This is a genomic window from Streptomyces sp. ALI-76-A (assembly GCF_030287445.1).
Lineage (GTDB): Bacteria > Actinomycetota > Actinomycetes > Streptomycetales > Streptomycetaceae > Streptomyces.
Genome location: NZ_JASVWB010000002.1, coordinates 6,457,543 through 6,479,330, shown reverse-complemented (window position 1 = coordinate 6,479,330; position 21,788 = coordinate 6,457,543). Strand labels below are relative to the sequence as shown.

The 21,788-nt window shown below is 72.1% G+C and carries 15 protein-coding genes; 5 read left to right on the top strand and 10 right to left on the bottom strand.

Annotated features, from left to right (window positions below):
- Nucleotides 1-16: 16 nt before the first annotated feature.
- From QQS16_RS29935 to QQS16_RS29910, 6 genes are all read right to left on the bottom strand, one after another.
- A complete protein-coding gene (locus tag QQS16_RS29935; RefSeq protein WP_286065158.1) occupies nt 17-1,552 on the bottom strand; it encodes an RNA polymerase sigma factor in 1,536 nt (511 codons plus the stop codon).
- 429 nt (nt 1,553-1,981) lie between these two features.
- Nucleotides 1,982-2,869, bottom strand: coding sequence for a FadR/GntR family transcriptional regulator (locus tag QQS16_RS29930; RefSeq protein WP_286065157.1), 888 nt, complete (start codon nt 2,867-2,869; stop codon nt 1,982-1,984).
- A gap of 161 nt (nt 2,870-3,030) precedes the next feature.
- Complete coding sequence (locus tag QQS16_RS29925) at nt 3,031-4,911, bottom strand: ABC transporter ATP-binding protein (RefSeq protein WP_286065156.1); 1,881 nt, start codon at nt 4,909-4,911, stop codon at nt 3,031-3,033.
- Between the two features lie 160 nt (nt 4,912-5,071).
- Nucleotides 5,072-5,830: an NUDIX hydrolase gene (locus QQS16_RS29920; protein ID WP_286065155.1), complete on the bottom strand. Its 759-nt coding sequence runs from the start codon at nt 5,828-5,830 to the stop codon at nt 5,072-5,074.
- 130 nt (nt 5,831-5,960) lie between these two features.
- Nucleotides 5,961-7,904 (bottom strand): glycogen debranching N-terminal domain-containing protein, encoded by a 1,944-nt coding sequence (locus QQS16_RS29915; protein ID WP_286066502.1) that lies wholly within the window; start codon nt 7,902-7,904, stop codon nt 5,961-5,963.
- 1,055 nt (nt 7,905-8,959) lie between these two features.
- Complete coding sequence (locus QQS16_RS29910; RefSeq protein ID WP_286065154.1) at nt 8,960-10,789, bottom strand: DUF4192 domain-containing protein; 1,830 nt, start codon at nt 10,787-10,789, stop codon at nt 8,960-8,962.
- Nucleotides 10,790-11,401: 612 nt separating this feature from the next.
- Here QQS16_RS29910 and QQS16_RS29905 point away from each other — a divergent pair.
- From QQS16_RS29905 to QQS16_RS29895, 3 genes are all read left to right on the top strand, one after another.
- Entirely contained in the window at nt 11,402-12,646 is a 1,245-nt protein-coding gene (locus QQS16_RS29905) for a sensor histidine kinase (protein ID WP_286065153.1), read from the top strand.
- 154 nt (nt 12,647-12,800) lie between these two features.
- Nucleotides 12,801-12,923, top strand: a complete 123-nt coding sequence (locus tag QQS16_RS29900) for a hypothetical protein (protein ID WP_286065152.1) — start codon at nt 12,801-12,803, stop codon at nt 12,921-12,923.
- The gene (locus QQS16_RS29895) at nt 12,923-13,750 is read left to right on the top strand and encodes an ABC transporter permease (RefSeq protein ID WP_286065151.1); all 828 of its coding nucleotides are present in this window, start codon (nt 12,923-12,925) and stop codon (nt 13,748-13,750) included. Before QQS16_RS29900 ends, QQS16_RS29895 begins: the two co-directional genes overlap by 1 nt.
- Before the next feature lie 269 nt (nt 13,751-14,019).
- On the opposite strand, the gene QQS16_RS29890 is transcribed toward QQS16_RS29895, so the two are convergent.
- The gene (locus tag QQS16_RS29890; RefSeq protein ID WP_286065150.1) at nt 14,020-16,179 is read right to left on the bottom strand and encodes a RecQ family ATP-dependent DNA helicase; all 2,160 of its coding nucleotides are present in this window, start codon (nt 16,177-16,179) and stop codon (nt 14,020-14,022) included.
- Nucleotides 16,180-16,559: 380 nt separating this feature from the next.
- Between QQS16_RS29890 and QQS16_RS29885 the strand changes: the two genes are divergently transcribed.
- A complete protein-coding gene (locus tag QQS16_RS29885) occupies nt 16,560-17,189 on the top strand; it encodes a hypothetical protein (RefSeq protein ID WP_286065149.1) in 630 nt (209 codons plus the stop codon).
- A 569-nt stretch (nt 17,190-17,758) separates the two neighbouring features.
- On the opposite strand, the gene QQS16_RS29880 is transcribed toward QQS16_RS29885, so the two are convergent.
- The 3 genes from QQS16_RS29880 to QQS16_RS29870 all read right to left on the bottom strand — a co-directional run bounded on the left by QQS16_RS29880 (nt 17,759) and on the right by QQS16_RS29870 (nt 19,869).
- Nucleotides 17,759-18,397, bottom strand: coding sequence for a hypothetical protein (locus QQS16_RS29880; protein WP_286065148.1), 639 nt, complete (start codon nt 18,395-18,397; stop codon nt 17,759-17,761).
- A 68-nt stretch (nt 18,398-18,465) separates the two neighbouring features.
- Entirely contained in the window at nt 18,466-19,167 is a 702-nt protein-coding gene (gene rnhB, locus QQS16_RS29875) for a ribonuclease HII (RefSeq protein WP_286065147.1), read from the bottom strand.
- A gap of 81 nt (nt 19,168-19,248) precedes the next feature.
- Nucleotides 19,249-19,869, bottom strand: coding sequence for a TetR/AcrR family transcriptional regulator (locus QQS16_RS29870; RefSeq protein ID WP_286065146.1), 621 nt, complete (start codon nt 19,867-19,869; stop codon nt 19,249-19,251).
- Nucleotides 19,870-20,053: 184 nt separating this feature from the next.
- On the opposite strand from QQS16_RS29870, the gene QQS16_RS29865 reads away from it, so the two are divergent.
- Nucleotides 20,054-21,601: an MFS transporter gene (locus QQS16_RS29865; protein ID WP_286065145.1), complete on the top strand. Its 1,548-nt coding sequence runs from the start codon at nt 20,054-20,056 to the stop codon at nt 21,599-21,601.
- Nucleotides 21,602-21,788 lie beyond the last annotated feature (187 nt).

The following is a 21,788-nucleotide window of genomic DNA, read 5'->3' as shown; positions in this document are numbered from 1 at the left end:
GTCGGGCTGCCGCGATCTAGTCGAGGTAGTCGCGCAGCACCTGGGAACGAGACGGGTGGCGCAGCTTCGACATGGTCTTGGACTCGATCTGGCGGATGCGCTCGCGCGTGACGCCGTACACTTTGCCGATCTCGTCGAGGGTCTTCGGCTGACCGTCGGTGAGGCCGAAGCGCATGGAGACCACGCCGGCCTCGCGCTCGGACAGGGTGTCGAGGACGGAGTGCAGCTGTTCCTGCAGAAGCGTGAAGCTGACCGCGTCGGCCGGGACGACGGCCTCGGAGTCCTCGATGAGGTCACCGAACTCGCTGTCACCGTCCTCACCCAGCGGGGTGTGCAGCGAGATGGGCTCGCGGCCGTACTTCTGGACCTCGATGACCTTCTCGGGGGTCATGTCGAGTTCCTTGGCCAGTTCCTCGGGGGTGGGCTCGCGACCCAGGTCCTGGAGCATCTGGCGCTGCACACGCGCCAGCTTGTTGATGACCTCGACCATGTGCACCGGGATACGGATGGTGCGGGCCTGGTCGGCCATCGCGCGGGTGATCGCCTGACGGATCCACCAGGTGGCGTACGTGGAGAACTTGTAGCCCTTGGTGTAGTCGAACTTCTCGACCGCGCGGATCAGACCGAGGTTGCCCTCCTGGATGAGGTCCAGGAAGAGCATGCCGCGGCCGGTGTAACGCTTGGCCAGGGAGACCACCAGACGGAGGTTGGCCTCCAGCAGGTGGTTCTTGGCGCGGCGGCCGTCCTCGGCGATGATCTCCAGCTCGCGCTTGAGCTTCGGGGCCAGCTTGTCGGCGTTGGACAGCTTGTCCTCGGCGAACAGACCGGCCTCGATGCGCTTGGCGAGCTCGACCTCCTGCTCGGCGTTGAGCAGCGGGACCTTGCCGATCTGCTTGAGGTAGTCCTTGACGGGGTCGGCGGTGGCGCCGGCGGCCGCGACCTGCTGGGCGGGCGCGTCGTCCTCGTCGTCGTCGGAGAGCACGAAACCGGCACTCTCGGTGCCCTCGGTCTCCTCGCCGGGCTTGACGACCTCTTCGATGGCCTCGTCCTCGACCAGCTCGGCGTCGTCCTTCTTGCCGGTCGTCGTCTTGGCCGCCGTCTTCTTGGCGACGGTCTTCTTCGCGGTCGCCTTCTTGGCGGTCGTCGCCTTCTTGGCAACGGCCTTCTTGGCGGGCGACTCGTCCTCGACGGCGGCCTCGGAGGAGGGCTCCGCCGGGGTGGCGGTGGCGGTGGCCTTCTTGGCGGTCACCGTCTTCGCCGCGACCGTCTTGGTGGCGGTGCGCTTGGCCGGACTCTTCGCTGCGACGCTCTTTCGGGTGCGCTTGGGCTCCGCGGCACTGACCATCAGCGTCACACCCTCTTCCTCGAGGATCTGGTTGAGGCTGCGCAGTACGTTCTTCCACTGAGTGGCCGGAATCTGGTCAGCTTCGAAGGCCCGACGCACGTCATCGCCGGCGATCTGCCCCTCAGCCTTTCCCCGCTCGATGAGCGCCATGACAGAGACGGACTCGGCGATCTCCGGCGGGAGCGTACGGGATGTGCTGGCCGACACGAACAACCTCTCGGAACGTTGGAAAACGGCTTCCGGCCCCGTCCAGGACGGACAGGAGCCGACCACCGGCCTGGGGATGGGCCGACGGCGCGGGCGGGGGCCGGGAAGATGCACAGCGCCTTGAACGGCGTCCGTATTCCCTCCGCGGCTGTCACCTCTTAGGTCATCGCGCTGTTTCCACGAGCGTTACGCCCAATCCGCGTGGCCCGAGTCACATCCCGTAAGAGATCAAAATCTGTCAGACACGGACATAACCTGCCAGATGCAGCCTCGACCTGGACACTTCGGTGGGTGCGCCGCCATGTCGTGCCGTCGGACCCCGCAAGATCCCTGAGGATACTGCGGGGTCCGACAGGAGGCGGCGCGCCGACCGGGCGATGCCCCCAGGTAGGGAGATGCGTTCCCGGCCGCTCCGCCCGTGGTGCGCGGTCAGTGCTCGCGCGGCGCGGGCACCACGCGCTCCACCTCGGGGTGGACCGTGAGCAGGTGCCGCATGGCCGTCTCGGCCGCCATGCCGTCCCCGGCACCGAGGGCGTCGGCGATCCGGCCGTGGTGTCCCAGCGACGCCTCGTTCGGCCGGTCGCAGCCGGCGACCGGGCCACCGGAGACCTGGAGGGCGGCCGACACGATCCCGGAAAGGTGCTCCAGCAAGCGGTTGCCCGCGAGCTGGATGAGCAGGGAGTGGAACTCCGCGTCGGCACGCGAGAAGGTGAGCGCGTCCCCCTGAGCCATGGCGTGGCCCATGATCTCGACCATGTCGGTGAGCCGCTGCTGGGCGTCCTCCCGGCCGTGGCCCGCGGCGAGGCGGGCGGCGAGCGGCTCGATCGTCCAGCGCAGCTCGCTCAGCTCCCGGCGCTGGCTGTCGCGCTGTGGGCCGAAGGCACGCCACTCGATGATGTCCGGATCGAGAAGGTTCCAGTCACTGACCGGGCGTACGCGCGTGCCGACGTTCGGGCGCGCGCTGACCAGGCCCTTGGCCTCCAGGACGCGGAGCGACTCGCGGACGACGGTACGGGAGACCTCGAAACGCTGGCCGATCTCCTCGGGCACCAGCGGACGGTCGGCGCCCAGGTCGCCGGAGACGATCATCTGTCCGAGCTGCTGAACGAGTTGGCCGTGCAGTCCGCGTCCGCGGCTGCCGGCGGCCCGTCGGCCGACGCGGCCCAGTTCCGGGTCCGTGCCGTCCCAGGAGGGGACTCCGACACGGTCGGCGCTCGGGGCGTCCACGTAGGGATAGCGGTCGAGTTCGCCCGGGCCGGCGAGGCCGGAGTCTGCGGAGCGGGCGGCGGTCATCATGGTGTGCGCAAGGGTACTCACGGATCCTTTGTCGGCGCCCTCTCCAACTCCCTTGAGGTCTTTGGTGAAAAGCACACGAAAGGGTGATCGCTCACCCCGTCGCAATTGACGCCTTATCGGAAAGAAATGGGCTTTCCCTGGGAAGTTGTGCGCAGAGCGGGACCGGGAGCGAGCGGACGGCCTCATCGGACCCTGCTCCGCAGGGTCGTGAGCACATACGCGCAGAGCAGGGCGGTGAGCGACAACGTCAGCGCGCTGCCGACGGGTTGGGCGACCACGCGCGCGACGGCGGTCAGCCAGCGCTCTCCGCCGAAGGGCCACTGCGTCAGGAACACCTCGCGCAGCCGAACCGAGAACCCGGCCGTGTTCCGCACGGACGGCCCCTCCAAGGCCTTTTGTACGAGCGGTACGACGAGGAGGGGAACGGCCACCACCGCGGCGAGCCCGGCCGTGGTCGACCGGAAGACGCCCGCGGCCAGCAGACCGGCCCAGGCGCACCCGACCACGAGCCCGGCCCAACTGGCGCTCAGCGCGAGCCAGTCGCCGGGAACTTCCGTGAGCTCCTGCCCGTAGACGAGATAGAGCACTTCGGCGTCACAGCCCACCGTGAGAAAGGCCAGCAGGAGCGCGGTGGCCGCGGTGACGACGAGTTTCGCGGCGAGCAGCCCCAGGCGGCGGGGCACGGTGCCGCGGTCCGCCGCCAGGGCGGGGTGGCGGAACTCGTCCCCGAAGGAGAGCGCGCCGAGCAGTCCCGCGCCGAGGGCTGCGGGCGGCAGCGGCAGCTCCCGCGGCCACGCGGCCAGCAGACGTGGCTGGGGGGTGTGTCCGACCCGGGCCAGCAGTACGGCGGTGAGGGCGGAGGTGACGAGGACGGCGGCCCCGGTGAGGAAACCGGTGCCGATTCCGGCGGCGCGGCGCAGCTCGTAGCGCAGCGGGCGCAGGGGGCTGGGGGCGGAGCGTACGGAGATGGGGGGTGGGAGGGGGGACGGTGGATCGCTGGCCTTGAGCGCTGCTGTGGAGTGTGCGCCTGACTGAGCACTTTCCTCTCTCTCGGGCGCGTCGGCGGGCGGGCCGGTGTGCGAGCCGGTGTCGCCGGCTGTGGGAGCCCCGGCGGATTGCGGTGGCGTGGCATCCGGTCGCGTGTCCGCGGACTCATGTGCGGTCTCCGGCGGGGGCGGTCCTGGCGTCGGGCCCATGTCCCCCACCTCGTCGGCCAGTTGGTGAACGAGGACACCGTGGCGGAAGGCGGTCTCGCCGACGTCCGCGCACGTACTCCCGTACACGGACAGCCGATTGCCCTCCTCCCGTACGACCTCGACCGAGCGGTGGGCGGTGCGGGCCTCCTTGGCGATCAGGGCGGCGAGGCGGGCGGCGTGGGGGGTGCGGACGGCGACACGGGGGCGCAGCCGGGTACGGGCGAACTCCGCGGCGTCCTGGTCGGCGACGAGTCTGCCCTGCTCCAGGGTGACCACACGGTCGGCGATGCGTGCGGCCTCCTTGGGGTCGGCCGTGGTGAGCAGGACCGTGCCGCCCTGGGCCGCGTGGGCCCGCAGCATGCCGTGCAGCCAGTGGCACTCGCGGGCGGAGAGTTGGTCGGCGGGTTCGTCGAGCACGAGTGTGTGGGGGTCCGACAGCAGCGCGCAGGCCAGGCCGAGGCGGCGATCCATGCCGCGCGACAGGTTGCCCAGCCGTTCGTCGCGCAGGCTGACGAGGCCGACCACCTCGAGGACTTCGTCGGCGCGCCGGGCCGGGATGCCCGCGGCGGCGCACAGCATGCGCAGATGCCCGCGCACGGTCCGGGCGGGGTGGCCCGGGACGTCGCCCAGCAGCACGCCGACTTCCCGTGACGGGTGGGCGATGCGGTGCAGGGGGCGGCCTCTGAAGTAGGTGATGCCACGACCCTGTTGAAGTTCGAGCATCAGCCTGAGCGCGGTCGTCTTTCCCGCGCCCGACGCTCCGAGGAGTGCGGTGACACGGCCTGCGCGCGCTTCGAAGGAGAGATCGTCGACAGCGGGCGGAAGGTCCTTGCGGGAGTCGCTGGTCAGTCCGAAGGCCTGGATCACCTACAGCAAGATAGCGCGCTATGTCCGGTTTTTCAGGCATCTCAACGCCCGCTCCGCACCGGGCGAGCGGTGCTTCGGGGCTCTGTTCGCCGCTCGTACAGAGGGCCGGTTCCTGATGCGGTCCCGCGCCGGGCGTCCGGTCGTCCGGCGGGTCCCGGCGTCACACCTCGGGGCGCAGCATCGGGGGGTTGAGGAGGGTGGCTCCACCGGCGCGGAAGAGCTGGGCCGGACGCCCGCCCTGACGGGTGGTCGTCCCGCCGGTGGGGACGAGGAAGCCGGGTGTGCCGGTCACCTTGCGGTGGAAGTTGCGCGGGTCGAGCGCCACACCCCACACCGCCTCGTAGACGCGGCGCAGCTCGCCGACGGTGAACTCGGACGGGCAGAAGGCGGTGGCCAGCGACGAGTACTCGATCTTGGAACGCGCGCGCTCCACACCGTCGGCCAGGATCTGGGCGTGGTCGAAGGCGAGCGGCGCGACCGGTTCGCCGTCGCGGCCGTACCCGCTGTGCTGCAAGAGTTCCTCGACGGGGGCCCAGCGCGCGTTGCTGGCATCGCCTCCCGCCCGGGGGGCGGGCAGGTCGGGGGCGAGGGCGAGGTGGGCGACACTGACCACGCGCATCCGGGGGTCGCGCTTGGGGTCGCCGTAGGTCGCCAGCTGCTCCAGGTGCGCGCCGTTGTCCTGCACGGGGACGAACGGGTCGTGGGCGCGCAGCCCGGTCTCCTCGGCCAGCTCTCGCGCCGCCGCCTGTGCCAGATCCTCGTCGGCCCGTACGAAGCCGCCGGGGAGTGCCCAGCGTCCCTGGAACGGCGGCTCGCCCCTGCGCACCGCCAGCGCGCACAGGGCATGGCGACGCACGGTCAGCACGACCAGGTCCACGGTGACAGCGAAGGGCGGGAAGGCTGACGGGTCGTAGGGCATGCGGCGATCATAGTCGTCTGCCTGACGATAAACACTCCCTTCGTCGGCCGTATCGGTGGTTGATCCACTGCGGTCCGTCAGGTGTTCGCGCGTCAGTCCCGGTCGCTGCCGGATGGTGTGTCGTCCGAGGTCACGTCCTCAGCTGCAGTCCCCCGGCCGCCTCTTCCACCATGGCGAGACCGAGTCGGCTGACCCGTACGGAGAAGGGGACGCCCGCGATCCTCAGTCCGGTCAGCCCGACCTCGCCGAGGGGCGCGCTGCGCACCGGGCGCAGGGTGACCGTGCCGGCCGGGACGTCGGGGCGGACGCCCGCGAGGGTGGTCAGCAGCAGAACCCCGGCGGCCGCCGCCGTGGCCGCGGGACGACAGGCCGCCGGATGGGGAAGCGGGGCACTGCCGTCGGTGCGCTGCTCGCCCGCGTACATCTCGGGGAGCCGGTGGCCGAAGGTCTCGGCGGCGGCCATGACCCCGCGCAGCAGCGAACCGGCCTCCTTCTCGTAGCCGGCGGCCGCGAGGCCCGCGACGGCGACGGCCGTCTCCTGGACCCGTACGGCACCGGCGCGGTGGCCGAACGGGTTGTGGCCCGCCTCCCGCACGCCCAGTCCGCGCAGGCCCCATCCGGAGTCCAGCGCCGGGCTCCCGAGCAGCCGGGCGAGTTGTTCGGTCTGCACCCGGTCGAGTAGCCCCGGTGCCTGGTCGCCTGCGCCGAGCAGCCCGGTGTCGAGGAGGTGGGCGGCCGCGGCACCGAGGTGTGGCACGAGGCGTCCGTCGGGGGTGCGGGCCGCCGCGGGTCGGCCGCCGCCGAGGTCCTCGATCCAGAACTCCCGCCGGAACGCGGTCCGCAGTCGCCCGGCCCACTGCCGCAGTTCGACGCCGCCCTGCCGGCCGCACGCGTCGAGCAGGTCGGCACCGAGGAGTGCCGCGCGGTGGGCGTGGGCCTGCGTCTCGCAGCGCACGGGGCCGACCGGGTGCGGGTCGCTCAGATACGTCCCGTCGCCCACGGCGGCGCGCAGCCAGGACAGGCAGCGCTCGGCCGCCGGCAGCAGTTCCTCCGTCTCCCGCTCGGGGAGACCCCAGCGGCGGGCCTCCGCGAGCAGTACGGGGAAGAGCAGGGTCGCCTCCATGCCCGTACAACTGGGCGGCAGATGCGGTCCGGCGTCCCGGCGCGGGCCGGGGATCACGCCGGACAGAGCCCCGGGGCCCGGTAGTTGGGTACGCGCGAGGGTGCGCAGTGTGCCCGCCACGAGGCGGGTGCCCAGGGGCAGCGTCATCCGGGCGGCGGCGAGCGCCTCGGCCGGCGCCATGCCGCAGCGCCAGGGCACTCCGGCCGCCAGGTGGGTGTCGGCCGGGTGGGCCGGGTCGCGCAACAGCAGGGCCTGGAGGTCCTCGACGCTCGTGTGCAGCAGCGCCCCGACACCGGGATGGTCGCCCGTCGCCCGTGCGGTGGCCAAGGGGCTCGTCGCCGCGCGCCCCGCGGCCCGGAGGGGGGGTCCCGCCCCTTCGACCTGTACGCGCAGTTCCAGGCTCGCCGCGCCGCCCGGGGGTAGTTCCACATCCCAGCGCAGCAATCCCGCGGAGGCCAACGCGTCGGTGGGCGCCGGATCGGCCGTGACCGAGGCGCTGCCGCCCGGCCCGGACCATCGCAGGCCGGAGTCGTGGACGCTGGCGGGCAGTTCGGGCCCCGCGCGGCCGGACGCGATCGCCCCGAGGTCGGCCAGGTCCGTACCGAGGGCCACCTCCACCGGCAGCCGCAGCGGGCGGGCGGCCGCGCTGCGGAGGGTGATGTGTTCCCTGCCGTCCGCGTGCCGGGTCCGCTCGACCACCACATCCGGGTCCGGACCGGCGCCGGGGGACACGCGCAGCGTTCCGACGAAGCGGGCGCGGTCCGCCGCGGTCGTCCGGGCCTGAATCGCGGTCGGTTCGCGCCCGGCGACGCGGACCTGGCAGCGCGACAGCACACGTCGGCCCGCGCGGTAGAACCCCTCCAGACCACGGCCGGTCAGCTGTCCCTGGTCCGTGGAGATGGCGAGGCCGGGGAGCGCGACGCAGACGAGAGCGGTGTGGGCGGGGGGCAGTTCGGCCGGGCGGCGGGGAGCCGGGAGCGGCGGTGGCGCCGACGACCGCGCAGGGCGGTTCTGCGGGCCGGGCCGGGAAGGAAGGGGGCCTGCGCCAGTGCTTGCGGTGGAAAGTGGAGAGGGCTGAGCCCCCCTCTGGGCAGACGGCGAACGGACCTGGGCGGGGGGCGGAGGGGGGCGGCGAGGCTGGTCGGGGGGCGGGGGTTGGTCGGGGGGCGGGGAATGGTCCGGGGGCACGAGTCGGTCCGGGGGCACGGGTCGGTCCGGGGGCGGGGGCTGGTTCTGGAGCGGGGGCTGATCTTGGGACGGGGGCTGGTTCCGGGGCGGGAGCTGGCCCTGGGGCTGGTTCTGGGGCGGGGGCGCGACTGGGCGCCGTCCCGGCTCCGCCGGTGGTGGCTGCCGCTGGTCCTGCCGGGCGGGCGAGTGCTCCGCACCCCTGGGTTGCCTGGTCTGCGGACACTCCACCTCGTCCGAGGGCAGGAAGGCAGCTCCGTTCGAGGGCCGCGAGGTGATCCCTCCCGGACTCGGTGCGGGCGGGCCGAAGGGAGGACGGTCGTCGTCGGTGGCGGAGGGCGGAGTCGGCTGATGCAAGGGGGGCTTCCTCTGCACTCTGTGCGCCTCGCGCGTGTTCGGTGCCGGGTGCGGGGCTCCTGCGGGACATGGACGGTGCGACGGTGCCGCCCGGTCAGGCGTTCCGCCACTCAGGTGAACGGGACGGACCTCTTCGGGGTCACGCCCGCAGGTACGGAAGCCGACCGAATGGCGGTGGGTGGGGTGGAGACGGTAGGCGCGGGGGCGGTAGAGGGGCGTTACCGATTCGTCCGCTGCGTGGCGTTCGCCAGTCATCGGGTCCTCACCCGCCACCTGGCGTGTGCCACCCCCACCCGATGTCCACCGTCCGTCGAGGGCCCTGCGGCGTGTGTCGAGTGCCGTTCGGCGTGTGCCGTATGTCGTCCGGCGTTTGCCGTGTGCCGGGTGCGTCCGGCGTGTGCCGCCCGTCCGCCGTGGTCGGTCGCCGAGCCGGTGGAGCAGGCTGATCCTCGGCCGACGGTCGCTCATGTCGTCCCCTCGGCGGCGTCACCTCCCGACCCGACGCCTTCGGAGCAGGCGCCACGCCGTCGCGTGCCGCCCCTGCCCGAAGGGCGGGTCTGTGTGCCGTCCTCACCTGAGGGGCGGGTCTGCGTGCCGTCCTTTCCCGTGGGCCGGGGGCGCGTCCCACCCGTCCGTGGGGTGCCGGGGTGGGTACCGGCCGTCGGTCGGGTGCGGGCACGGGGTACGGCCGTTCCCGACGGGCGTCGGTCCGCCTCGGTGGGACGCGGGCGCCCGTCCGAGCGGCCGCCGGGGCCGGAGCGCGTACGCCGTCGGCGTCGGGCAGCGTCGGCGGGCGAAGGGGACGGTGACGACTCCTGGTCGACGCTGGACACGTCCTGTTGCGCTGGCGCTTCGGTCTCCGGGCGCGCCGGGGCGGGCGCCTCGGTCTCCGGGTGCACTGACGCTGGCGCCTCGGACTTCCGGTGCGCCGGCACTGGGGCCTCGATTTCCGGGCGCGCCGGCGCATCGGCCTGAGGCCGTGTCGGCTGGTCCGCCTCGTGGGCAGCCCGCACGTCTCCGGATCCGGAGCGCGTACGCGCCCCGCGCGCCTCGCGTTCCGCGCGCAGGCAGTGGCGGATGGACTCCGGGTCCAAGCCCTCGTTGCAGGCCTGGTGCAGGAGCCGGGCGAAGAGATAGCCGGGATCCGCGCCCAGCGCCATGGCCAGGGCTTCCCTTGCCTCGATCTCGTCACCGGCCGACCAGGCGACCCAGCCGACGAGGGTGAGCGGTGCCGCCGCGTGCTCGCCGTACGGTCCGACGCAGCGGCGCGCCAGGGCACGCCAGAGTCGTAGCGCCGGGTCTGCCTCGTCGCCCTCCATCCATTCGGCGAGCCGATCTCGGGTCGTACGGTCCTGGAGGCCGAGGATCAGCGTGGCCGCTTCCTCGTGTCGGAGCAGTTCGTCGTCGCGCCGGTCAGCCTGGAGGGCGCCGGAGACGGTCGGTGCCTCGGCGAACCGGGTCAGGACCCGCTCGGCGAGTTCCACCGTCTCCTCGGCCACGGCCACACGGCCGGCTTCGTCGAACATCCTGGGGACCTGCGCCATGCTGGTGGTGTCCAGGACGATCTCCTGCTCCAGCGCCGCAGCGATCTCCCAGGGCAACAGCCTGGCCCGCAGTTCACGCAGTGTGCCGCGCACCTGCAGCCCGGCGTAGGTCGCCGCGGCCGCCAGTACGGACGTGCCCGGCAGCCCCATCGCGGTGCCCTCGGGGGGACAGCATCCCTCGCTCGGGCAGCAGTACGACCAGAAACGGCCGTCAGAAATGCACAGGGCTTCGATGACGGGCACGTCGAGCCGACCGCACTCCGTGCGCAGCAGTCCGGCGAGGTGGGCCAGTCGGCGCATGACCTGCTGGCCCGACTCGCCCTCCCCCGGCTCCTGACAGAGGTAGGCGACCATCTGCTCCGGCTTGGCGCCCCTGCGCTCGCTGCCCGTGATCAAGCCGTGGGCGAGCTGCCGCGCCGCGGACTCCCAGTCGTCCTCGTTGGTGGGAATGCCCAGCCGGGCCCGGCCTCCGAAGCGGCCGCGACCGCCTCGGTCGTTCAGAGCGACCAGGACGATGCTGTCCTCGGGGCGGTACCCGAGGAGATACGGCACGGCATCGGCCAGCTCGTCCGGTGTACGCAGCGTGACCTGGTGCTCACCTCCGTGGGCGTCGTACGTCAGGCACTCGACGTGCTCGCTCGCTCCGGCGCCTTCGCCGCCCGCGCCGCGCGCTCCGTGCGCCCCATGTCCGTCTCGTCCGCCGATCTCGCCGTTACCTGCGGATCCAGTCGTTTCGCTGTGGTTCGTCATGCGCAGACGATCTCGCGGATTGCGAGGTTCCGCTTGAGCCTGTGGATAAGTCCGAGCAGGGACACATCATGTGCCCCTCGTGACGCTGCCCTCCGTCGACCCCGGGCCCGTCTGTCCACAGGCCCGACCCGTCTGTCAGAGCGGTCCTGTTGCATGGACGCATGAGCACACGGGAAACCCGGAACGGCAGGCGGCAGCTGTTGCGGTCCTCGGCCGCCGGCGCGTCGAGGCCGCACCGGCTCGGGCCGGCTGCCCAAGGACAAGGTGCGGGTGATCGACGTACGGGCCGGCCCCCTCCCCAAGGCAGGCCAGGCGAAGCACCTCTGCCTGCCCCACCCACCTGCTCGCCTTCGGCGACCGGCCAGGCACCCGGCTGCATCAGAAACCGGTGACCGGTCGACTGACGCACCGTCAGCGCCGCGACGGCCGGCCCGGGCGCGAGGCCGGGCGGGAGGAGGCAGGCACACCGTGCCACGAGGCCGTGCGTGGGGCCGGCCCGCCGGGCCATCAGGCTGTGCGGCGACCTGCGCGCCGCGCCTGCCACAGACGCGGTAGGCAGACCTACCACCGCCGGAGGACGCCAGGTCAGGCGGCCGAGCGTACGGTGGCGGCATGACTGCGCTCGCGGCCTGGCGTCAGACCGCGCGGGCACATCCGCTCACCGTGGACGTGGTGCTCGCCACGGTGCTGTTCCTGCTGAGCCTGCTGATGCCGTTCATCCCCGGCGAGCCGCCGCGGCGGGTCTCGCTGACCGTCAGCGTCGCGGTGCTGGGGGCACTGGCCTGTGGTGCGCTCGCCCTCCGGCGGCGGTGGCCGACGGCGGTACTGGCCGTCACCACCGGGATCTCCTGCGCCTCCGTCATCGTGTCGGATGTCGCGGGCGGGTACCTCGGGGCGCCGGTGATCGCCGCGTACACGGTCGCCGTCCGCACCGACCGCCGGACCGCCTGGACGGCCGGCGCCGCCGCCGCGCTGGTCTTCGCCGCCGCCTCGCTGGCCGCCTCCGGCGGGGACTGGTCCTCCCCCGGCAACCAGAACATCGTGCTGTGGATCGGCATGGCGGTGGCGGCGGGAGACGCGGTCCGCAGCAGACGGGCGTACGTCGTCCTGCTGGAGGAGCGGGCCCGGCGCGCCGAGCAGAGCCGGGAGGAAGAAGCCGCCCGCCAGGTCACCGAGGAACGGCTGCGGATCGCCCGGGAGTTGCACGACGTGGCCGCCCACCACATCGCCGTGATCAGTGTCCAGGCGGGGGTTGCCGGTCACACGCTCCGCACCGACCCGGACGTGGCGGAGGAATCGCTCGCCCTGGTCCGCCAGGCCAGCCGGAGCGTGCTCGAAGAACTCAGTACGCTGCTCGGGGTGTTGCGCCGGGAAGGGGACCCGCAGGCTCCGGTCGATCCCGTGCGTGGCCTGGACGGGCTGGACGAACTCGTCGGTTCGTTCACCGCGGCGGGCCTGGAGGTCGCCTGGACACTCTCCGGGCGTCCGCGCCCGCTGCCGTCGGCGGTCGACCTGGCGGCGTACCGGATCGTGCAGGAATCGCTCACCAACGTGCACAAGCACAGCGGGAACTCCTCGGCGCGGGTGGGCGTCGAGTACGCCCCCGACCAGTTGGTCGTCCACCTCCACGACGCGGGAGACGGCGGCATGGCGAACCGGACTGCCGGGGCCGACGCCGGGCACGGCGGGCGCGGCATCTTGGGCATGCACGAGCGCGCCAGCGCGGTCGGCGGCCGGTTCGAGGCGGGCCCCGCGCCGGACGGCGGTTTCACCGTACGAGCTGTACTGCCCCTGCCCCTCCCCTCGGCGGAGGAGCGCGGAGACGGAACCGGAACCCGAGAAGGAGTACGCGGATGACCATCCGGGTCCTGCTGGCCGACGACCAGAACCTGATCCGCGCCGGCTTCCGCGTGCTCATCGACGCGGCGCCCGACCTAGAGGGAGGCCGCGACCGGCCGGGAGGCCGTCGCGCTCACCCGCACCACGCGCGCGGTCGCTGGAGGAGGCGTTCATGGAGATGACGCGGGACGCCGTCGAGTATCACGCCACCACCACGACCGGTCCCACGAACCGGGCCGGCACCTCGCCGGGCACCCGTGGTGGCGAGCTCACCGAGGCCGGGAGGGCCGCCTGATGACCACCACCACGGCACCGGACCTGACCACGAAGCGTCCCGAGCGTTCCGATCTGCGCGTGACCGTACCCCGGGTGATCAGATCAGAGTGGATCAAGTTCTGGTCACTGCGCTCCACGGCCTTCACCCTGCTCGGGGCCGTCGTGGCATTGGTCGCCTTCGGGCTGATCTCCGCCTCGGTCACCTCGGGCGGCGGCACCATGGAGGGTCCCGGCGACGGAGCCACCGACCCGACCGACATCGTCCTGTCGGGTACGCAGCTGGCCCAGCTCGTCATCGGCACCCTCGGGGTCCTGCTGACCGCCGGCGAGTACAGCACCGGCCTGATCCGTTCCACCCTCGCCGCCGTGCCCGGTCGGCTGCCGGTGCTCTGGGCCAAGGCGGTGGTGTTCGCCGGGGTCCTCCTCGCGGTCGGCACGGTCACGGTCTTCGTCACCTTCTTCGGCGGACAGGCCATCCTCGGTTCCGACGGCGCCTCCCTCAGCGAGCCGGGCGTCCTGCGCGCGGTGATCGGCGCCGTCGTCTACCTGACCGGCATCGGACTGCTGGGCCTGGCCCTGGGCGCCCTGCTGCGCAACACCGCGGGCGCGGTGACCACCCTGTTCGCCTCGATCTGGCTGCTGCCCGGCTTGATGGGGGCCGTCCTCCCGGACAGCTGGAACGACGCGATCGGCCCGTACTTCCCCTCCACCGCCGGCACCGCCTTCATGACCGTCTCCCCCGGCTCGGACATGCTCTCCCCGTGGGCCGGCCTGGCCGTGTTCGCCGCTTTCCTCGCCGTGATGCTGGGTACGGCCGCGCTGCAACTGAAGCGGCGGGACGCCTGAGGGCGCCGGGATCCCTGCCCTGTGACTCCCGCCGGTCATCAGGGCGCCTGCATCACGGCGCTGCCCGGTCCCTCGGTACCGACGGTCATCAGACCGCCCGGTCCCATCTGCCAACGGTCACGCCGCCTCCGCGGCCTCCCCGGCCTCTCCCTCCGTCTCTGCGTCCCTGCGTCCCTGCGTCCCTGCGTCCCTCCCGGGGATCGGGCCGGCCGCCGGCCACGCCTGCGTCAGCGCTACGACGAGTCCGTCGCACCCACGGACGAGAAGACTCAGCCCGCAGCCGCCAGGACCAACGGGAGTACCTGGTCGCTGCCTGCCTGGCGGAGCAGACGGGCGGCGACCGCGAGGGTCCACCCGGAGTCGGTGTAGTCGTCCACGAGCAGGACGGGGCCGGGAGAGCCGGCCAGGGCTCCGGCCAGCTCCTCAGGGACGGCGAAGGCGCCGGACAGTGCCCTGAGGCGTTGGGCGGAGTTGCTGCGCCGTACCCCGTGCGTACCGCCCGGTCCGGTGTACGCGAGGGTGCCCAGCAGAGGGAGGCGTCCGATGCTCGCGATGCCCTCGGCCAGGGAACCGACCAGGTGCGGGCGGGTCAGGGACGGCACGGCGACGACTCCCACCGGCCGGGGGGAGGCGTCCGGGTCTTGCGTCGCCCAGCCGCCCGGGGAGCGCGCCCAGTCGGCGAGGACGGCCACCGCGGCCCGTAGGACGTCGTCGGGGACCGGGCCGTCGGGCGCGTTCTCCGCCAGCAGCGGGCGCAGCCGGTTGCCCCAGCCGATGTCCGAGAGCCGCCCCAGGGCACGCCCGGTGGAGCACTGCTCCCTGGCCGGAATACGGCCCTTGAGGTCGATGCCCAGCGCGGCCATCCCCGTCGGCCACATCCGGCGCGGCTCGACCTCCACGCCCGGGCGGTCCAGTTCCTTCGCCGCCCCCGTCAGCGTCTCCTCCGACACGGAGACGTCGGCCCAGGCTCCCGCACAGTTGTCGCAACGGCCGCAGGGGGCCGCCCCCTCGTCGTCCAGCTGCTCGCGCAGGAACTCCATACGGCACTGGGAGGTGCTCACGTAGTCGCGCATGGCCTGCTGCTCCGCCGCCCGCTGCCGCGCCACCCAGGCGTAGCGCTCGGCGTCGTACACCCACTCGGCACCCGTGGCCGTCCAGCCGCCCTTCACCCGCTTGACCGCGCCGTCGACGTCCAGCACCTTCAGCATCGTCTCCAGCCGGCTGCGCCGGAGATCCACCACCGCCTCCAGGGCAGGCACGGACAACGGACGTCCCGCGTCGGTGAGGGCCGAGAGGGTCTGGCGCACCTGCGTCTCGGGCGGGAAGGCGGTGTCGGCGAAATAGCGCCAGATGGCCTCGTCCTCCTTGCCCGGCAGCAGCAGCACATCGGCGTGCGCGACCCCGCGGCCGGCCCGCCCGACCTGCTGGTAATAGGCGATCGGCGAGGACGGCGATCCCAGGTGCACCACGAAGCCCAGATCCGGCTTGTCGTAGCCCATGCCCAGCGCCGACGTCGCCACCAGCGCCTTGACCCGGTTCTCCCGCAGGTCCACCTCGGCCTGCAAACGGTCGGCGTTCTCCGTCTTCCCTGTGTAGGAGGCCACGCGGAAGCCACGCTGCCGCAGAAACGCGGTGGCCTCCTCGGCGGCGGCGACCGTGAGGGTGTAGATGATGCCGGAGCCCGTCAGCTCGTCCAGGTGCTCGGCGAGCCAGGCCAGACGGTGTGCGGCGTCCGGCAGCCGGACCACGCCCAGCCGCAGGCTCTCCCTCTCCAGCGGACCGCGCAGCACCAGCGCCTCACCGGCACCGGTACCCAACTGTTCGGCCACGTCCGCGGTGACCCGTGCGTTCGCGGTCGCGGTGGTGGCCAGCACCGGCACCCCGGCGGGGAGCTCGGCCAGCATCGCGCGCAGCCGACGGTAGTCCGGCCGGAAGTCGTGACCCCAGTCGGAGATGCAGTGCGCCTCGTCGACCACCAGCAGACCGGTCGTGGCCGCGAGCTTGGGCAGCACCTGATCGCGGAAGTCCACCGAGTTGAGGCGCTCGGGGCTGACCAGGAGGACATCGGTCTCGCCCCGTTCGACCTCCCCGTAGATGGTGTCCCACTCCTCCGGATTGGCCGAGTTGATCGTACGCGCCTGGATACCGGCCCGCGCCGCCGACTCGACCTGGTTGCGCATCAGCGCCAGCAGCGGCGAGATGATCACCGTGGGCCCGGAGCCGCGCCGGCGCAGGAGCGCGGTGGCGACGAAGTACACCGCTGACTTGCCCCACCCGGTGCGCTGTACCACCAGGGCACGCCGGCGCTCCTCCACCAGAGCCGCCACCGCCTGCCACTGGTCCTCCCGCAACCGCGCCGAACCCCCCGGGGCGCCGACGAGCTCAGCGAGGATGGCGTCGGCTTCGGTGCGGAGCTTCAGATCGTCCATGTCCCCATGCAACCCGATGGCAAGGACAATCGGCCACTTGACCCCGGGCGAGCGCGCGCATGCCGCCAGGTCCTCCGGGTCTGCCAGGTCCGCGCTCCACGTCCGGCAGCCCCCGCGGAATCCGTCGCCCCCGTACGGACGTATCGTGCTCGAACGACCCGTGCGTCGCCCTCCGGCACCCTGGGTAAGGATATAAAGCGCAAATCCTTGAATAAGGGTCACCAGGCCCAATTGCTCGTTGCCGCAACCAAGTTCGACAGGAAGAATTGAGGTCCGCTCCCCGCACGGCCCGCCTGTGGTCCGGTAGGGCTTCGCTGTGGTGAGCGCTCCCCCGAATCCGACCCCGCCCGCAGTGTGGGCGCGTAGCCGAAGGGAGGACCGTGACCTTCGGATTCGCTCCGTCCTCGGCGGCGTCGACGTCGTCATCTGCCGACCTGTCCGCCGCACCCGCCAACCCCCGCGTGCTCGAACCCGCGGAGTGGGCCGCCGCGGGCATCCCCCTGCTGCGCAATCCGCGCGAGGTCGTCAGCGGGCTGCACACTCGGCACCACCCCAAACCGGCGACCGCGGTCGTGGCGGTCCTCGACGCCGACGAGCGGCTGGCGGCGAGCGCCTCGTTCACGCCCCGCCCGGCTCCGGCGGACGGCTGGATGTTCCGCAACGTGCTGCTCGCCCAGCTGCGCCGGGTGATCCCGCACGATCTGCGCCGCCGCACCCCGGTGCGCACCGCCGTGCTGCTCTACTGCCGTGAGGGCGACGCCCGTTGGACGGAGGAGGACGGCGCGTGGATGTGGGGCCTGCGGGACGCCTGCACCCTGCACGGGCTCCGCTGCGGGGCCTACATCACGCTGACCCGTGACGGCTGGCAGGTGCTGGGCGAGGGCCGGGGCGGGCGCCGTCCGAACGCCGACTCCGCGCCGGAGCCCTTCGGCCTGTCCGAGGTGCCGCCCCCGCCGCCGCGCACCGGTGGCGCAGCTTCGGAGGTCCTGCGCCGAGCGGCGGCCCGCTGACACGGACGGAGTCGGCCTCCGCCAGGCAAGCGTGCCCTCCCCCCGGCAGGGCACCTACGGCGGCCTGGGCACGGCCCCCTCCCCTCGTACGGCGGGCGCCCTTGGTGCGCGGAACGTCACCAGCTCTGCGGATCAGCGGCGGGGCTCAGCGGCGCGGCTCGGCTCCGCTGATCAACGGTGCCGCTGATCAGCGCGGCTTGCACCGGCGGTCGGCGGCCGGCCTGCGCTGGGACGATCGGCACCGCCCCGACCGCACTCCGCCCGCCAGATTGCGTCCGCCGCGCGACGGCGGGGCGAGGAATCCTCCAAGCGAGGAGCCTCCGAGTGACCTCTGCGGGTGGCTCCTGCGAGTGCCCCTTCCCGGGCGACCCTGCCTCCGGGGCCGGTCCGGGCGCGGGAGCCGAGAGCGCGCACCTCCGTGCCCAGTCCTCCGCGCAAGCGGACCGGCCGACCGGCGAAGGGGCGCACGCGCGCACGCCGAATCGTCCGCCGTGCAGGTGCCGCCATGACGGCACCTTCGTCTCCCCCGACGTCGCCGGACGCTCGCCGCCGGACGCTCGCGCTACAGGTCAGACGCCCGTGCCCAGCACCGAGTTGATCTGCTGCGGATCACCGCAGACGATCAGCAGGGAGCCGGCCCGGGCATGGGCCAGTGGCAGGGTCTCGGCGGCAACCGCGGCGGGGCCGCCGTTGACGGCGACCACGACCACGGGACGGGACGCGGCACGGGAGGCCACGGCGGCGTCGGCGTAGAAGACGTCGTCACCGGCGTCGTGCTGTGCCCAGTAGGAGGCTTCACCGAAAGACAGTTCATGGGCGGCCCACGGGTGCTGTTCACCGGTGGTGATCACCAGCACCTCACCGGGGGCGCGTCCTGTGTCCAGCAGGAGGTCGACGGCTTCTTCGGCAGCATCGAGCGCACCCTCGGCGGAAGCCGGAATGAGCTGGATCTGCGGGGCGGCCGCGGCGGGCGCGGCGGCGACAGGGGCGGGGCCCGACGGTTCGGGCCTGGCCACGGCCACGTCACGCGGCGTCCGTTGCACCGGCGGCGACGGCCGCAGTGGGCCGGGGCGACCGGGGCGCGGGTGCGCCGCGGGGCGGGGACCGGGTACAGGGCGGGGGGTCGGCGCGGTACGGCCACTGGCCGGAGTGGCGCGGGGACCCTGGGCACTCTCGTGAATCTGAGGCTCCTCGGGAATGAGAGGCATGAGCTGATATTTATCAAACATTGGTACGGCTCGCGCCAGTGGGTGGCACATGAGTGCGAGCGGAAGCGTCAGAAGTCGAAGCCGAGCTGACCCTCGATCTCCGGAACGTTTCCGTCCGCCCAGCTGCGGGCCTTCTTGAGGTGCCGCCACTGAGGCAGCGCATCAAGATACGCCCACGACAACCGGTGGTACGGGGTCGGGCCCCGTTCCTCCAGTGCGGCCTTGTGCACGGGCGACGGATACCCGGCGTTGGCCGCAAAGTCGAAGTCTGCATGGTCGATGCCCAGTTCGGCCATCATTTTGTCGCGCTGAACCTTGGCGATCACGGAGGCCGCCGCTACGGCCACGCACGAACGGTCACCCTTGATCACCGTCCGGACGCTCCAGGGCGACCCGAGGTAGTTGTGCTTGCCGTCGAGGATCACCGCGTCGGGACGGACCGGCAGTCCCTCCAGGGCGCGCACCGCCGCCGTGCGCAGCGCGGCGGTCATCCCCATCTGGTCGATCTCCTCATGAGAGGCATGCCCCAGGGCGTACGACGTCACCCATCCCCGCAACGTCTCGGCGAGCGCGGTACGCCGCTTGACGGTCAGCAGTTTGGAGTCGGTGAGGCCTTCGGGGGGTCGGCGCAGTCCGGTGATCGCCGCGCAGACGGTGACGGGACCGGCCCACGCGCCGCGCCCTACCTCGTCGACACCGGCAATGATCTTCGCTCCGGTCGTGGCGCGGAGGGAGCGCTCGACGGTGTGAGTAGGCGGTTCGTACGGCATGGCGTCCTTAGCGTACGCCGCCCGGATCAGCCTTCGACACCCCGGTTCCCCGAACGGCATCACGGGCGCCGCGCACCTCGCTCAGCCACTCGTCGGCCGCAGCAGCGGCAGCATGAACTGGTCGATCATCTCCTCGAGATCCCGATCACTCCATTCGCTCGCGCACATCTTGGAGCGGTACATCATCATCGCCGGGACGGCGTCCAGGACATAGCCGTTCACGGCGTCGGGCCGCACTTCCCCCCTCCCGATTCCCTGATGGATCACCTCGCCGAGCAGCTGGACGGTGGGTTCGACAACCCCCTTGACGATCACGTCATGGAGACGCTCTGCCTGCGCGGGGTCGCATTCGTGAATCACCGCGCGAAGCGCCAACCCAGGTCGGGAGAACATCGCCTCGCGGACCCGTCGGCACAACGCGACGAGGTCGGCGCGCACGTCACCCAGATCGGGCGCCCCCTCGAAGGGCGGCAGTCCGGCTTGCAGCGCGTCCGCGACGAGGTCTTCCTTGGACGGCCATCGCCGGTACACGGCCGCCTTCCCCGTCTGGGCGCCGGCCGCGACACCCTCCATCGTCAGACCCTTCCAGCCGACCGTACTGAGCTGATCGAGAGCGGCGTCGAGGATCGCACGTTCGAGCACGGCGCCACGCCGACGAAGGGAGGCCCGAGCGGGGGCGGCCGTCCAGTGAGAGGTGACCATCTGAGCGTCTCCAACAAAAGGGGAAGCGGGCGTTCCGAGGATGGGGAGCATCGCACCGGGACAAGGCGGAACGTGAAGCGCGGCGACGAGTTAAGTGAACGCTTGCGTTCACTAGTGGGGACTCACTACGGTTGGCACCTGAGTGAACGCGATCGTTCACTAAGGCTCTTGTGGGGGACTCGTAGTGACAACCTCTCAGTTGACTCAAGACCAGAAACCAGGTGCGGCCCGCCGGGCGGGGCATCCCGGCATCGCGCTCACCGTCATCGCGGCCTGCCAACTCATGGTGGTACTCGACGCGACGATTGTGAACATCGCCCTCCCGCACATTCAAGACGCGCTCAAGTTCAGCACCACCGATCTCACCTGGGTCATCAGCTCCTACACGCTCACCTTCGGCGGCCTGCTGCTCCTGGGCGGCCGGGCCGGTGACATCCTCGGCCGCCGCCGGGTCTTCATGGCGGGCATCCTGCTGTTCACCTTTGCCTCGCTGCTCGGCGGACTCGCCCAGGAGCCCTGGCAGTTGCTGGCCGCCCGTGTACTGCAGGGTGCGGGTGGCGCGATCGCGTCGCCCACGTCGCTGGCGCTCATCACCACCACGTTCCCCGAAGGGCCGGAGCGGAACCGGGCCTTCGGCGTCTTCGCCGCGGTCTCCGCCGGCGGCGGTGCCATCGGGCTGCTCGCCGGAGGCATGCTCACCGAGTGGCTCGACTGGCGGTGGGTGCTCTTCGTCAACGTGCCGATCGGCGTGCTGATCGCAGTGCTCACGCCCCTGTACATCAGCGACTCCCAGCGGCACACCGGCCGCTTCGACATCGCGGGCGCGCTCACCTCGACGGCGGGTATGGCGCTGCTCGTCTACGGCTTCATCCGGGCGGCCGACGACGGATGGCGGGACAATCTGACCATCGGCTCGTTCGTGGCGGCCGTGATCCTGCTGCTGGCTTTCGCCTTCATCGAGACCCGCGCCAAGGAACCGATCACACCGCTCAGGATGTTCGCCGACCGCAACCGCTCGGGCACGTACGTGATCATGTTGAGCCTCTCCGCGGCGATGTTCGGCATGTTCTTCTACATCGTGCTCTTCGTGCAGAACGTGCTCGGGTACAGCCCGATCAAGGCCGGTCTCGCCTTCCTGCCGGTGACGGTCGTGATCGCCCTGGGCGCGGGCCTGTCGCAACGGTTCCTGCCGGTCCTCGGCCCCGAGCCGTTCATGCTCGTGGGCTCGGCTCTGGCAGCGGCGGGACTGGCCTGGCAGGCCCTCATCAGCTCCGACAGTTCCTACGTCGGCGGGGTCCTCGGGCCGATGCTGGTGTTCGGCTTCGGCATGGGCCTGAACTTCGTGACGCTGACGCTCACCGCTGTCTCGGGGGTGGCCCAGCATGAGGCGGGCGCGGCCTCCGGTCTCCTCAACACCTCGCAACAGGTGGGTGGTTCGCTCGGCCTGTCCATCCTGACGACGGTGTTCGGCTCGGCCAGCCGGGAGGAAGCGGAGAATCAGGTGCCGAAGTTCCTCGCCGAGGGAACGGCGGAGCAGAAGGCGGAGTTCGCCAAGACCCAGCAACTGCCCTCTCCCTGGGGTCACGAGGTGCTCGCCCAGGGCATCTCGACGGGCTTCATCGCGGCGGCGGCGATGGCCGTTCTCGCGCTGGTGACCGCCTGGTTGGTGATCAGGGTCCGCAAGAGCGATCTGGAGGCCCTCGCCGGCACGGCCGGACCGGGCATCGGCTGATCCGGGCCGCGCCACCAGAGGCCACGGATGGCCGGATGGCGTCCGCCGGATCGACGAGGCGGACGTGGATCCGGCCATCCGCACACTGTGCGCTGAAGTCCGCGCGACGGACACCAAACGCTGTGCCGACACTGCGTGCGCCAGCACATGCCGGGGCGCCGCACGAGGGCTTCCCCGCCGGTACGGC